General features: G+C 30.0%; 21 protein-coding genes. 7 read left to right on the plus strand and 14 right to left on the minus strand.

The features are described from left to right. The first annotated feature begins 500 nt into the window (after positions 1–500). The 4 genes from ACJTHF_RS08010 to ACJTHF_RS08025 all read left to right on the plus strand — a co-directional run bounded on the left by ACJTHF_RS08010 (position 501) and on the right by ACJTHF_RS08025 (position 2647). Positions 501–911: a YolD-like family protein gene (locus tag ACJTHF_RS08010; protein WP_106417518.1), complete on the plus strand. Its 411-nt coding sequence runs from the start codon at positions 501–503 to the stop codon at positions 909–911. 37 nt (positions 912–948) lie between these two features. Beyond that, a complete protein-coding gene (locus ACJTHF_RS08015) occupies positions 949–1482 on the plus strand; it encodes a hypothetical protein (RefSeq protein ID WP_103362128.1) in 534 nt (177 codons plus the stop codon). A gap of 56 nt (positions 1483–1538) precedes the next feature. Then, on the plus strand, positions 1539–1991 hold the full coding sequence (locus ACJTHF_RS08020; protein WP_232157190.1) for a GNAT family N-acetyltransferase: 453 nt from the start codon (positions 1539–1541) through the stop codon (positions 1989–1991). A gap of 251 nt (positions 1992–2242) precedes the next feature. Then, positions 2243–2647: a GNAT family N-acetyltransferase gene (locus ACJTHF_RS08025; RefSeq protein ID WP_232157192.1), complete on the plus strand. Its 405-nt coding sequence runs from the start codon at positions 2243–2245 to the stop codon at positions 2645–2647. Between the two features lie 318 nt (positions 2648–2965). On the opposite strand, the gene ACJTHF_RS08030 is transcribed toward ACJTHF_RS08025, so the two are convergent. The 3 genes from ACJTHF_RS08030 to ACJTHF_RS08040 form a co-directional block, all read right to left on the minus strand. Continuing rightward, positions 2966–3394, minus strand: a complete 429-nt coding sequence (locus tag ACJTHF_RS08030) for an Hsp20/alpha crystallin family protein (RefSeq protein ID WP_107603560.1) — start codon at positions 3392–3394, stop codon at positions 2966–2968. Positions 3395–3575: 181 nt separating this feature from the next. Further along, the gene (locus tag ACJTHF_RS08035) at positions 3576–3983 is read right to left on the minus strand and encodes a plasmid mobilization protein (protein ID WP_107603527.1); all 408 of its coding nucleotides are present in this window, start codon (positions 3981–3983) and stop codon (positions 3576–3578) included. 124 nt (positions 3984–4107) lie between these two features. Beyond that, positions 4108–4293: a hypothetical protein gene (locus ACJTHF_RS08040; protein WP_016998735.1), complete on the minus strand. Its 186-nt coding sequence runs from the start codon at positions 4291–4293 to the stop codon at positions 4108–4110. A 723-nt stretch (positions 4294–5016) separates the two neighbouring features. Between ACJTHF_RS08040 and ACJTHF_RS08045 the strand changes: the two genes are divergently transcribed. Further along, complete coding sequence (locus ACJTHF_RS08045; RefSeq protein WP_106417832.1) at positions 5017–5265, plus strand: GlsB/YeaQ/YmgE family stress response membrane protein; 249 nt, start codon at positions 5017–5019, stop codon at positions 5263–5265. Between the two features lie 73 nt (positions 5266–5338). Here ACJTHF_RS08045 and ACJTHF_RS08050 read toward each other — a convergent pair whose 3' ends face one another. The 6 genes from ACJTHF_RS08050 to ACJTHF_RS08075 form a co-directional block, all read right to left on the minus strand. Further along, positions 5339–5521 (minus strand): CsbD family protein, encoded by a 183-nt coding sequence (locus tag ACJTHF_RS08050; protein ID WP_232157194.1) that lies wholly within the window; start codon positions 5519–5521, stop codon positions 5339–5341. 111 nt (positions 5522–5632) lie between these two features. After that, positions 5633–5947 carry a hypothetical protein gene (locus ACJTHF_RS08055; RefSeq protein WP_106417830.1) on the minus strand — a complete coding sequence of 105 codons (315 nt, stop codon included), beginning with the start codon at positions 5945–5947 and terminating at the stop codon, positions 5633–5635. A gap of 260 nt (positions 5948–6207) precedes the next feature. Beyond that, positions 6208–6654 carry a hypothetical protein gene (locus tag ACJTHF_RS08060; protein WP_232157196.1) on the minus strand — a complete coding sequence of 149 codons (447 nt, stop codon included), beginning with the start codon at positions 6652–6654 and terminating at the stop codon, positions 6208–6210. 2 nt (positions 6655–6656) lie between these two features. Next, positions 6657–7697, minus strand: a complete 1041-nt coding sequence (locus ACJTHF_RS08065) for a hypothetical protein (protein ID WP_107609531.1) — start codon at positions 7695–7697, stop codon at positions 6657–6659. A gap of 95 nt (positions 7698–7792) precedes the next feature. Beyond that, the gene (locus ACJTHF_RS08070) at positions 7793–7981 is read right to left on the minus strand and encodes a hypothetical protein (RefSeq protein WP_107603524.1); all 189 of its coding nucleotides are present in this window, start codon (positions 7979–7981) and stop codon (positions 7793–7795) included. 162 nt (positions 7982–8143) lie between these two features. Continuing rightward, on the minus strand, positions 8144–8353 hold the full coding sequence (locus tag ACJTHF_RS08075; RefSeq protein ID WP_142397468.1) for a hypothetical protein: 210 nt from the start codon (positions 8351–8353) through the stop codon (positions 8144–8146). A gap of 73 nt (positions 8354–8426) precedes the next feature. Here ACJTHF_RS08075 and ACJTHF_RS08080 point away from each other — a divergent pair, with 73 nt between their 5' ends. Further along, positions 8427–8579 carry a hypothetical protein gene (locus tag ACJTHF_RS08080; protein ID WP_158259723.1) on the plus strand — a complete coding sequence of 51 codons (153 nt, stop codon included), beginning with the start codon at positions 8427–8429 and terminating at the stop codon, positions 8577–8579. 21 nt (positions 8580–8600) lie between these two features. Continuing rightward, complete coding sequence (locus tag ACJTHF_RS08085; RefSeq protein WP_107610219.1) at positions 8601–9821, plus strand: tyrosine-type recombinase/integrase; 1221 nt, start codon at positions 8601–8603, stop codon at positions 9819–9821. 85 nt (positions 9822–9906) lie between these two features. On the opposite strand, the gene ACJTHF_RS08090 is transcribed toward ACJTHF_RS08085, so the two are convergent. The 5 genes from ACJTHF_RS08090 to fapR all read right to left on the minus strand — a co-directional run bounded on the left by ACJTHF_RS08090 (position 9907) and on the right by fapR (position 13441). Then, positions 9907–10140 (minus strand): acyl carrier protein, encoded by a 234-nt coding sequence (locus tag ACJTHF_RS08090; protein WP_017000113.1) that lies wholly within the window; start codon positions 10138–10140, stop codon positions 9907–9909. An 87-nt stretch (positions 10141–10227) separates the two neighbouring features. Beyond that, on the minus strand, positions 10228–10965 hold the full coding sequence (fabG, locus tag ACJTHF_RS08095) for a 3-oxoacyl-[acyl-carrier-protein] reductase (RefSeq protein WP_048542526.1): 738 nt from the start codon (positions 10963–10965) through the stop codon (positions 10228–10230). Continuing rightward, positions 10965–11885, minus strand: a complete 921-nt coding sequence (gene fabD, locus ACJTHF_RS08100; protein ID WP_058591370.1) for an ACP S-malonyltransferase — start codon at positions 11883–11885, stop codon at positions 10965–10967. Before fabD ends, fabG begins: the two co-directional genes overlap by 1 nt. After that, on the minus strand, positions 11878–12864 hold the full coding sequence (plsX, locus tag ACJTHF_RS08105; protein WP_048542522.1) for a phosphate acyltransferase PlsX: 987 nt from the start codon (positions 12862–12864) through the stop codon (positions 11878–11880). The genes fabD and plsX overlap by 8 nt, the downstream gene beginning before the upstream one ends. Then, complete coding sequence (gene fapR, locus ACJTHF_RS08110) at positions 12857–13441, minus strand: transcription factor FapR (protein ID WP_228097514.1); 585 nt, start codon at positions 13439–13441, stop codon at positions 12857–12859. The genes plsX and fapR overlap by 8 nt, the downstream gene beginning before the upstream one ends. Positions 13442–13747 lie beyond the last annotated feature (306 nt).

Below are 13747 nucleotides of genomic sequence, written 5' to 3' on the forward strand. Positions count from 1 at the left end.
ATCTTTATTTTCTTAAATCCTCTATATCCCATGTTGATGCGAAATCATTAAAAACTTTCATCAAATCGCCCCCTACTCTTTATTAAAATTCATTATAACACTTGTTGAGAAAACAAAAATGCCCCACCAATTAAGGTCGTAATATTTTTACTTTGCCTTATCATATATAAAATCTCCAATAATTTTAGAAGATTAGCTCTTTTTCATTTTTACATAATAATAAAAAGCCCGTAACCATTGGTATACGGGCTTTTGTAATATGAATTATTTTTCTAATGATGAAATAAATACGTTTTTCGCATGAGTTTATGCTAGTTCAAGAGTGCCAAGAAATGCACATTTTTAAAGGTTTTCTACATTAGAAATTTCATATTAGTTCATATGAAAACAAACTATTTGCCCCCTTTTTGCCCCCTGGCTTTTATGTTATCAACTTCACTTTACAAAACAGAACGTTTGTTCGTATAATGTAACTACTAATTATACGAGAGGTGTTTAAAATGAAAATCATTAACCCAGGTATGCCCGAACCTTATAAGTATGAAACAGATTACAGAAAGATACCTAAGGAATATTTAAATAGCAATATCCCAGAAGGTCGTAAGATGATTAAGTGGGCACCATTTGCAACAATGCCACAACAATATGAAACGATTAACGGTTTTATCGAAGACCAAAGCAAAGTAGATAAACCTGTGTTCGATGAATTAGCGTTACGTGATTTGAATGATGTGTTGGCACAGAAATTATTTTATGATCCACCTGCTACTATAAAGTATTGGGAGAATGGGTATTATAAAACGATTGAGTGTAAAATTAATAAGTTTGATAGTGAGCGTAACAAGTTAGAAGTATTGCAGAATGGCGAAAAAGTGTTACTAAGTATGGATTGTATTGTGGAGATAGAGTAGAATTGTAACTATTAATTATTTTAAAAGGGGACTTTCTATGTTAAACATTTTACAAGCGATTGGTTCAATTGGTACGTTTATTATGGCGATTTTATATTTCATTTCAGTAATGATACAAATAAGACAAATTAAAATTTCTTTTATACCATTTTTGGCCTTTGACCAGATTATAATTGAAAAATCAAAGCGTTTAAAATTAAAGAATTTAACTGAAACTGATTCTGACTACGTTAATACAGCTTTTAAACTACAAAATTTAGGCGGTGGAACTGCTAAAAACATAGATATAACAGTTTATTTAAATGAGAATGAAGTATTACAAGAAAAACACATTAATGTTTTACCTAGTAATAAATTTTATCTAATGCCTATTAATAAAAAAGCATTTGAAGAATTTGAAGATACAATAGAAAATAATGGTTATACAACTAATATGTATATAAATATAAGATATTATAGCCAAATATCTAAAAAACAAAATAGTATCACATATAGAGTAAATATTGAAGAGTTTGTTAATTTAGATGATAAAGACTTATATGAAATGACATTTGAGACTACTAATTCATAAAATCTTGAGAATTATAAGAACTTGCAAAAATTTTTATTATCAAAAAGGAGCAGAAAATGATATTTAAATTAGATAACAAAGACAAAGACACCCTAAACAAACTAGGAACAATCTGGTTGAATTCCAATATAACCACTCATAATTTTATTGATGCCCAATATTGGCATAATAATTACGAAGATGTCCTTAATGCATTCGAAGAGGCGGAAATAGTTGTATATACGAAAAATGGAAATATTTTAGGTTTTTGTGGTTTAGTTGATAATTATATAGCAGGTATGTTTGTTGATGAGAAAGAAAGAAATCAAAAAATAGGAACAAACTTATTACAATATCTTCAAAAAGAAAAAGAATACCTATCTCTAAAAGTATATAAAGAGAACATAAAAGCAGTTAATTTTTATAAGAAAAACCACTTCACAATCGAAGAATTAAGTGAAGATGAAACAGGAAACGATGAATATACAATGTATTGGAAAAATAAAAATAAATTCACTAAGCAAAGGTAATTTTAACAATAATAAACAAAATACAAATAAAAAGATTACCAAGTAACATAGTTGGTTATATGTCCTTAAGACCTCTTCCGCCTAAATAAATTATAGCATAAAAAATAACCCACCAATTAAGGTGGGTTTAACGTTTTAAATATATGGACTATATTTTGGAGATAGAATTATAATAAAATACAATTTTTTATACATTTTCTTTAATCAAGTATATAATCAGTATGTATTTAATATGATAGGAGTGTTTTAAATTGAAATACAATATTTCTTTTCAAAAGCCTTTAGTTAAGGATTACATTGATATTATAGAAGCATGCGATTTAATTATTAAGGATGAGAAAGCTGTAAAAGTTGGTCTGGAAAATGCATTATTTAATATCACAATTTATGATCAATCAAAACTAATTGCAATGGGAAGAGTGGTTGGAGATGGTGCTACGGTATTTCACATAGTGGATATTGCTGTTCATCCAAAATATCAAAAGCAAGGACTTGGAAAATTAGTTATGGATCATATCATGTCATATATAGAAGAAAATAGTTTCAAGGGCACCTATGTCAACTTAATTTCTGAAACACCTGCAAACTTTTTATACGAAAAATATGGTTTTAAATATGTTGAAGAAAATACACCTGCAATGTATATCGAATACTAATATATAGATAAAATATTAAAAAAAGGCGACTGTCTGTAACAGCCACCACAATATATACTTCTAACCTCTTCCGCCTAATTAAATTATAGCATAAAAAAGCCCACCAATTATTGTAGAATTTACTTATTCGTATAGATGTTTTTTCCAAATTTTCTAGTTCTTTTGAAAACTATTCTTGACTTTTTTACAGTTTGATAGCACTTAAGTAAGACTAGATAATCCAATATATAGCTTCCATTAAAAGAGGGAAAAATTCAATCATATGAATTTCTCCCTCAATTTGTAGTTAGCACTTTAGGCAAAGAGTATTACTAATTTTTATTGTATATCAATTATTTTAGATGTTTTGTTAATAGAATTTAGTTTGGGAACTGATACATGTAGTACACCATTCTCAAAATCTGCTTTAATATTGTCCTCATCTCCATTTGGTAAATGATAATACCTACTTATTTGTGATTTTGATCTTTCTGTAAACACAGTGTTCCCATTATTATCTTTTTGTTCATTTTCATTACTTTGTATAGCACTTAAGTACAGTGTATTGTCTTCATAAGTTAAATTAATATTTTCTTTATTGATACCAGGTAAATCAATATCAACAATATACTCGCTATTTGTTTCCCTTAAATCTGTTTTTGGAATAGCTGTATTAAAATATTTAAAAAGCGAATTAAAATGATCATCAAATATTCTTGATGGTGAAAAGTCAAAAATATTTTTATTAAATGGTGTTAAGTTTGACATATAACTTCACTCCTTATTTAAATTTGTTTTATCATTTTGATAAACTTTAGAAAAATCTAAAAAAGGTAGTTTGTCATTTTCGACGTTTTTAAATATATCATTAGTTTTAATTTTACCATCTTTATATTGATTTATAGTTTCAACAATATCTTTTAAAAACAAGGTCAATCACCACTTATTATCAGTAATCTAATTGACTTAACGCAGTTAACAAATCTTTATCATTTTTTAATGCTTCATTATCAATTGTTCCATCTATTTGTATATATGGTATCAGTTGGTTTACTATAGATACTTTTTCATAATCTTTATGAATATTCTCTATAGCCTTTTGATAATCTTTAGTGATTTTAAGGTTTTTAGCTTTTTGTTTTACATATGCCTTTTCTAATAAATTAAATTGGTGAGATGAAACATGATTTTCTGAATCTGTAACTCCCAACACTGTTGGTGTTATTTGATTACCTAGAGCTTGGTGTCTTGAAAACTCCGTTGGAGACATATGACAAGACTTAGCTATTTGTTTGATTTTTTCATATTCCTTAGTTGTTATTTTAAATGTAATTGCCTTTTGATCGCTTCTAGTCATATACTACTCCACTTCTTAACTTATAATATCGAACAACCACGGAATATGTTTAGAAAAATTAGTGTCATTAATTTTCACACCACCTCCTAAAGTTGTTTGAGTTATCAAATGATAATTATTTGAATTATTTTTTCTCAATATTTTTCGATATATCTATAGCTTTTTTGTATGAATCCCACGTAAGTGGCGAAGAAAATTCAATAAATTTATTATTATTGGATTCTCTAGACAATAAATCAATGCTTTTTAACTCAGTAATTCGAGGTGAATAGTTAATGTAATAAGAAGTTTTTGGTTTATCTTTTAACATAATATCTACCTCCAGTTACTTAAAATTATCATTTGATAACTTTCAATTATTTTATAACATATTTTTCATTGTAATGCAACCATTTTTTAAAACTTTTTTTAGTTATTCAAATTTTATCATCGCAATATATATAACCTTCATATTATCAATGTGCTCACGATTAAATCAGTAATCAAAAAATGCGCATTCGGTATAAATAAAAACTTGATATTTATGGCTTATTAAAAGACTACTTTAATGCAATAAAAACCCCATCACAGAATGTGACAGGGTAAGTAATGGAATGTTTATTATGAAACAGAAGCACTATAAAAGTGCTTATATATAGTAATACTACACTATTGATATTAAAGCAAATGAAACCCCCTTACATCATGGCATTGTGCAAGGGGCATTTTAGAGAATCACGTTACTATATAGAATATATCATCTTTTTGAGTTATAAACAATTAACACCCTACTTATTAGTAAGGTGCAAAGGATTTTTAAATATGAGTTTAAATCTAAAACGGAGATAATAGATTCAAACTATAGAAATTATATCATTAATATTACATAATCCAAAATAATAACCTACTCAATTACATGAGTAGGCTCGCCATTATATTGTGTTTAATATGTCTGCTTATAGACTAACATATTTAATATTTTTAAACAAAAATAGTTTAAGTCAATTTCGATTTGGTTATACATAATATAGTTCATATTAAGGAGGAAATTATTATGGGATTTATTTTAATGTTAATTGTTGGAGGATTAATTGGTTGGCTTGCAGGCGTCATCTTAGGTAAAGATATACCTGGAGGTATAGTTGGTAATATTATAGCCGGATTAATTGGTTCAGCAATTGGTGGCTCTCTATTAGGAGATATAGGTCCAGTTTGGGGCGGAGTCGCAATCTTCCCTGCACTAATTGGTTCAATTATTCTAATATTAGTTCTTTCGTTTATATTAAAAGCTATAAGAAAATAAATGAAAAATAACCCCATCTAGCGGCAACTAGGTGGGGTTTAGTAATAGAACTTTACTTTTTAATTTTTTAAATCTACTTTTTGAATTTGTCGATTACATCAGTTGCTTTTTCTTTGACATTTTCAACGACTTCTTTTGCTTTACCTGATGTTTTATCTTGTTGTCCTTCTTTTTCAAGTTGATCACTTCCAGTAACATTACCTAACGTTTCTTTAGCGTTACCTTTAGCTTGTTCAAACTTACCTTCATTACTCAAAATAATCACCTCTTTCATGCATTATTTGTACACAACAGTTACATTTATATTATATCCATTTTAAGTAAAAAGTCCAATTTTTTGTATGTATTTGTTAAACTATATTCTGTATCAAAACCATTCAACAAAATAATGTAAATTATATATATAGTATTCTAATTTAATTTTTAATTCATTTCTGATTTCTCTTTCATGTACACAATATTTGTAATATTCCCTCTGATTTAAGAAGTATTTCGTTCTATTAAAATTTTTAATTACTTTACCACTGTTTAAACCGTTTTTAATGATTTCTCCAATCCTATATGCTGTATATATTTCAAATATTTCATTTTTAGATAAATTATTGGTATAAGTCTTTAGTTCTTCACAATCATTAGAATAATATAAATAAGCTAAAAGTTTTATTTTTTCTTTAACATCCACATCAATCACCCAATAATAAATTACCCATTATACAAAAAAATACTCCAGCCTATTTTAGTATGACTGGAGCGTGTAATAAATAAAAGTTTGTTATTCGGAGATTAGCCAAATTTTACTAAGTATAGCTATAATTAGCTATATAAGATTTTTACCCGATTTTATTTACGATAAACAAAAATAACCCCACTCTGCGTAAAAGAAGTGGGGTTTGTGTGTATGAACTATCTAGCGGTTAAACTAAATAGGGTAAACATATAATACTACTTTTTACTTGTAATCTTCAAGTCAAACCATAGTTTTGTTTCTTTTTCTAACTTCTCATCTTTATGTGTAATAGGTCCTAATGCACAGTAGAAACGTCCGGCTTTAGGATTAGTTGGGTATTCAAACTCTGCCCACCAGTAGCCATCTTTTTTAGTTACTGAGAAGAAGTTGATATATTGACCTGCTAAGATATTATTTGATGATGGTAATGCTGGTTCGTTTAAACCTGGTTTCTTCTTAGTTGCGATTGGGTCTACACCTTTCTTAGCTGTTGCTTTACCAGACCATTTCCACGTTGTTTTTTTACCACCATTGTAATAATGTTTAAACGGTTGCCATATGCCTTCATATGGTGGAATTTGAGTATAAGGTTCATTAGGATAATCCCAATCACTTATAACTGTTCTAGGTGTGCCATCATACAAATATACGGTTTTTGCCATGGTTAATTCCCTCCTACTTCGTCTATTATCCAACTGAATTCGCCAACAATATAATGACCTAGTAGCCATTTAGCTTTATCTGTTTCATTAACATAAAACATCAAATCACCTGTCACATCTACTAATACGACTGCTGGATTCATTGTGACAGGTATTCTAGCATAAAAACGTTCTATTCTTGGTACCATATGTGAAGGAATTGAACCAAAAGCAGTTTGAGTTACAAGATTGTTGACGTTCACTCTTAAATGCGCAATCTTTATGCCATTAACCATTCTAATTCGATATTGACATTGTAGAGCGTTAGGGTCATCTGTTTGACGTTTAGTCGCATCATTTTTAATTTCCCAATCTACCCAACCTGTATCATTATTTAACGCTTCAAATTCTTCGGCATTCTGTACACGTTTCCAGCCACTAAATACATTATTAGTATGAATGGTCGCTCTGTATTCGTTATTTCTATAGTTTGCTATTAACTTTAATTGTTTACGTCCATTTTCAGACTCAGTTACATCTATTTCCGCAATATAAGAACCACCATTAGGGTCTTGAGGCGCATTAACACTAAAAGCATCAGAAGGGATGGTACATTCATATTTACCACCCGGTAATTTAAGAACATCACTATAAGTATTGCCTTCTTGTCCGATAGTACCAAGCCATTTTCGTTTGTTAGTATCAGCTGTTTGCTTAGCAGTACTCGCAATATCATCTATTCGACCAAAGTCTTCATTAAGTCTATCTTGTGCAAGTTCATGTAACTGCCCTTGTGTATCAACACGCATATCTTTCACTTCAGCAGTTGCGTTATCATTCGAACCGATAATTTGGTTTTTTACTCTATTATTTAATTTCTTAATTTCTGTTTCTACCGTAGATTTTCCATGCTTGATATCACGAGATTGGTTTGATTGTCTGTATTCTTTAACCATGTTATATAATACTTCTCTATCTCTTTGAGACATTCTCGCATTTTCAACCACATTCCCACGGAATTGATCATTGATTTGTCTAGGAAAATTATCCTTATAACGTTCCATTTAAACCCTCCTTTATTCTGTCCATTCAAAGCACCATTCCCTCGAATTTCAACCATAATGGGTTGTCTACCACTACCCGACCTAGAATAAAAAACTTACGTATATTTCATAAAGCCATTAGGTAACTGTACGATTTGTTCACCGTTTGAAGAATTACGTATATTAACACGAATCATTTTTCTTGTGATAGTTTTCTCACCACGCTCACCATATTGATGAACGATTTCACGAATACCACAACTAAAACCGTCTGTAGCATATAATCCATTTTTGGGTGGACCCACTTGATACTCTATTCAACCTGAATCTCTAATAGATGTCGCTAAATCGTAAATACTATTTTGAAGGTCTAATTGCCATTGATAGTATTCTTCAAAACCATCAATATGTGCTCTTGTATAGAATTGTTCACCACTGTCATCACGCCCATTTTGATTTCTACATCTCTACTCATCTACTGTCACCACCCCAGTTGACACCCAACTAGTGCCATTAACTACATTGTTAGCAGTACCACTACCATACTTGAGTGCACTTTTGAAATTACGCACATTACGATTAATAAGTTGTTGTATCTGTACAATATCTTTACGTAAATTACTGAATTCTATTTCAACAGGTACATTCATAATTGGATGTGACTCTGTTAACTTCACGACTTTTAAGTCCGTGTCATATTATAGAGGTTTTTGTTTAAGGTGTACTTTATGATTCTCTTGAATTTGTTCAATGCCAGAAAGGTTAATTGTTACAAATGAGTTATGGACCGCTGAACTGATAGTACATTATTTTAAAGTAACATATTTAGAAGCATATAAAAGACTAGAAATGTTAATAAACAGAAGTAAATCGCATCGATTAGTTGGTATTAAATCGATTTGATGTTTTAAGGAGGTATAGAAAATGTGGTATGAGGAAAGGATTTTAAAAAACGGTAAAACAACTTATAAATTTTACGAAAGATATAAAGATCCGCTAACTAATAAAAGTAAAAAAGTAAGTATTAGTATGAATACATGTACAAAAAAGGCTAAAAATGAAGCTGTGTTATTACTAGATAAAAAAATAAATTCTATTATTTCAAATAGTAATACGCAACAATTAAGTACTTTAACTCTTTTTGAGGTCTGTGATGAGTATTTTAAACACTACAAAGCGACTTCAGGTAATAAATACAATACATTTTTGAGTAAAGAAAGTGAACTCAAAGTATTAAAAAAATTATTTAATAGTGATGTGCTAGTTCAAAAGTTAAATTTATCATATACACAAAAACAATTTGATAAAATTCTAGAACTAAATATTACCCATGAATATAGTTACAAAATATTATCCTTATTTAAAAACATTATGCGATACGTTAATAAATTTTATAATCTTGAAAATATATCTTTCATTGATAACATTACTCTACCAAGAAAAAGTTTATCTATAGAACAAATTAGAAACAAACAATCATTTTTCTTGGAAAATTCAGAAGTTAAATTAATAATTAATAAAATACTAGAAGATTACCAGGCACTTGTTAGATTAGATAGTAAAAGAATTCGTTTTGTAACTGCTTATATTATTGAATTTATGTATTTAAATGGCATGAGGGTTGGAGAACTATTAGCTATTAAAAAGGAAAATATAGACTTTGATAAAAAGGAATTAATGATAGAAGGAACTATTAACTGGAAAAAGTCTAATGGTGGTTATGGTGTAAAAGATACAACTAAAAATGAATATAGTACACGCAAAATTAATATAAATAATAGAAGTTGCCAAATATTAAAAACACTTATACATGAAAATAAAAAGCTACAACTTTATAATAAGTCGTATATTAATCGAGGTTTTATTTTCACTACAAGTAAAGGTAACCCTATTTTTATTTCCCAAATAAATAAAATATTAGAAGAGGCTGTAGATAAAATTGATTCAATCAATAAAAAAGTGACTACTCATATATTCAGACACTCACATATAACCCTTTTAGCTGAAATGGGTATTCCTTTAAAAGTTACTATGGATAGAGTTGGTCATAATGATCATGATACTACTTTAAAAATATACTCACACGTATCCGAAAAAATGTCTAAAGAGTTAGTAAATAAGTTAGAAAATATTAAAATCGTATAGATTTTGCCCCCTTTTTGCCCCCTTTCAATAAAAAACCATAATAAAAAGCCCGCAACCATTGGTATACGGGCTTTTGTAATATGAATTATTTTTCTAATGATTCAATATATTTTACAGCGTCACCAACTGTGTTGATTTTTTCTGCTTCCTCATCAGGGATTTCCATATCAAATTCATCTTCTAATTCCATTACTAATTCAGCGATATCTAAAGAATCAGCACCTAAATCATCTTTAAATGAAGCTTCAGGCGTTACTTTTTCAGCGTCTACACCTAGACGATCTACAATAATGTCTTTAACTTTGTCGAAACTTGCCATTCCATTCACCTCCTTTAAATGATTTAAATCTTATATAATAAGAAATTCAATTTCTCTTACTATCCTATTCTACTATAAAAGTAGCTTTTATTGCATATACATTCCGCCATTAACGTGAATTGTTTGGCCAGTAATATAGCTTGCTTTATCACTTGCAAGAAATGCTACTGTATGTGCAATATCACTATCTTCTCCAAATCGTGCAAGTGGAATTTGTGACTTCATTTGTTCTTTTAATTCATCAGATAATTGATCTGTCATATCTGATACGATAAATCCTGGTGCAACTGCATTACAAGTAATGCCTCTAGATGCTAATTCTCTAGCAAATGTTCTTGTCATACCTTCAACACCTGATTTAGTTGCTACATAGTTCACTTGTCCTGCATTTCCTAGTGAACCTACAACACTTGATAAGTTAATGATGCGACCAGATTTTTGTTTTAACATTGGTCTAGTTACTGCTTGAACACAGTTAAATACACCTTTTAAGTTTGTATTGATCACGTCATCCCATTCGTCTTGTTTCATACGCATCAATAAATTATCTCTTGTAATACCTGCATTATTGACTAATACATCAATAGTACCAAATTGTGATGTTGTTTCTTTAATCATAGCTTTTACTTCATCTTGCTCACTTACGTTTGCTTGAAATGCAAATGATTCTACACCAAATGATTTAATTTCAGAAACGACTTCTTCTGCTTTTTCTTTATTTCCTGCATAGTTCACAACTACATTGTAACCTTCTTTACCAAGTTCTAATGCAATTTTACGACCAATACCTCTAGAAGCACCTGTAACGATAGCTGTTTTTGTCATTATTCATTCCATCCTTTAATATCATCAATTGTTTGAATTGATGTTATTTTAACATCACGACTAATTTTTTTAACTAACCCAGATAATACTTTGTTAGGACCGACTTCGATAAAGTGATCTACACCTTGATCAATTAAATACTCAACAGATTGACTGAATTCAACTGGTGAGAATAATTGTTTAACCATGTTCGCTTTAATAACTTCATGATCTGTTTCAGGTTTAGCATATACATTTTGTACAATTGGGTGTTCAGCATCTTTCCACTCAAATTGATTAATGTAGTTTTCAAAATCATCTGCTATAGTTTTCATCATTGAAGAATGAAATGGACCTGAAACTTTTAATGGCATAACACGTTTAGCACCAAGTGTTTTACCTTCAGCTGCAAGTTTATCAATGAGTTCTGTATGACCAGATACAACGATTTGACCTGGACAATTGATGTTTGCTGGTTCAATAAGTTTGTCCTCTGTTGATAATTGTTCACAGATTTCTCTCACTTTTTCAATGTCTAAACCTAATACCGCAGCCATAGAACCTACACCTTGTGGAAAAGCTTCAGACATTAATGTACCACGTTTATGTACGATTTGAACGGCATCTTCAAACTTTAATACACCTTCTGATACTAATGCTGAATATTCACCTAAACTATGTCCTAATGCGTAGTCATAATTTAAATCTTTTAAAGCATTCATTAAAGCTGAGCTATGCGTTAACAATGCTGGTTGTGTATATTCAGTTAATCCAAGAATTTCTTCTGGATCTTTAAACATAATTTCAAGTAAATCAAATGATAAAGATTCATTTGCTCTTTCTAGAATTGATGTTGCATTAATTTCTTCTTGATATAAATCTTCAGCCATTCCTACTTTTTGTGACCCTTGACCAGGGAACATGATTGCAACTTTACTCATTTATTTCACCTACTGCTTTCTTCATTTTATCTACTATTTTAGTATCTGCAGCTAGCTTAGCTTGTTTAATTGCATTATAGAATGCACGTTGATCTGATGATCCGTGTGCCTTAACAACAACACCATTTAATCCTAATAGGACTGAACCACCGTATTCTGCATAGTCCATTTTATTGCTAATCTTTTTAATATCTTTTTTCAAAGTAAGTGCAGCAAGTTTATTTTTAGTTGAAGCAGTCATCGCTTCTTTTAACATTTTAAATATACCTGTCGCTGTTCCTTCGATTGTTTTTAACACCATGTTACCGTTATAACCATCTGATACAACGACATCACATGCATCTAACAATAAAGATTTTGCTTCAACATTTCCAATAAAGTTATCAAATTGTTCTTCTTTAAGTAATTGATAAGTCTTTTTCGTTAAAGCATTACCTTTTGATTCTTCAGTACCAATATTCAAAAGTGCTAATGAAGGTTTTTCAATACTTCTAATTTGTTTGGCATAAATTTCACCCATTTTAGCATATTGCACAAGATGTTCAGGTTTAGCATCTGAGTTTGCACCAATATCTAAAAATACAAATCCTTTACCTGTCACTGTCGGGAAAGTCGCAACTAATGCGGGTCTTTCAATACCTTTTATTCTGCCGACAATAAATAAACCACTACTCATTAGCGCACCAGTATTACCAGCTGATACACATGCTTCAGCTTTACCTTCTTTAACAGCATTTGCCATTAAAACCATTGAAGCATTTTTCTTTTTCTTAATTGATCTAACAGGTTCGTCATCCATTGTTATCTTTTCATCAGTATGATAAAAAGTGATACGTTCATGTTTGTAATCAAATTGTTTTTCATCACCATATAACAAAATCTCTAAATCTGGAAAATCATTAACTGCTTGTTTAACCGCTTCTATTACGATACCTGGCGCGTCATCTCCGCCCATCATATCTATCGCAATCTTAACCATTATTTTCACCCTCGCTCGAATAATACATTTCAAATTGTCCTTGGAAAACAGTTTCTCCATGAACAGTGCTTGTGACATCTACTTTAGCTATATGTTTCGATTTATGAATCACAGTAGCTTTAGCAATGACTCTTTCATTTAGTTTTACTGATTTTTTGAATTGAACATTACTTTTAGTTGTTAATGCTAATTCATCATTAATCAATGCTACACATAATGAGTTAGCTTGGGCAAATAAATAGTGTCCTCTAGCAATACCGTTACGTGTAAAAACATGTTCTTCCTTAATATCTATAATAGATATTGCTGATTTATCTAGTTCAATATCTATAATTTCCCCAATGACATCTTCAATGGGTAATGATTTAATTTCATCATGATTTTGTGTTGCTACATCTTTGATGCGGCGTCTTAATTCTGGAATACCTAGCTCCATTCTATCCAGTCTAATAGTTTGGATGCTTACTTTAAAATATTCACTTAAAGTTTCGTCAGTTATGAAAGGTTCAGCTTTCAAACGATTTGTTAATTCCCTCTGGCGATCTGCTTTTGATAATTTCATTTCATCCAAATCCATTCTATTATGTACTTATAGCTAAAATTAGCACCTGCTATCATGACCTACCTTACTTATACTAACACGGGTATAACAATATACTCAACAAATTATACAATAAAAAAGAACGAAATTTACAAATTTGGTCATAAGACTTACATAATAAGATGTAAAGACTAGGTGGAATGAGTGAAATTGGGGAGGTCGGGATTATTTAGGTGTTGGGGGTGATTAGACCTTGGATTCGAGGGGATTGGATTGGAGAAACTCATGGCTTAATGCAAGACTTATGCCATGACTTGGCTTTATTTAGTAGTTAAGCTATGA

The organism is Mammaliicoccus sp. RAM2 (assembly GCF_045897195.1).
GTDB lineage: Bacteria > Bacillota > Bacilli > Staphylococcales > Staphylococcaceae > Mammaliicoccus > Mammaliicoccus sciuri.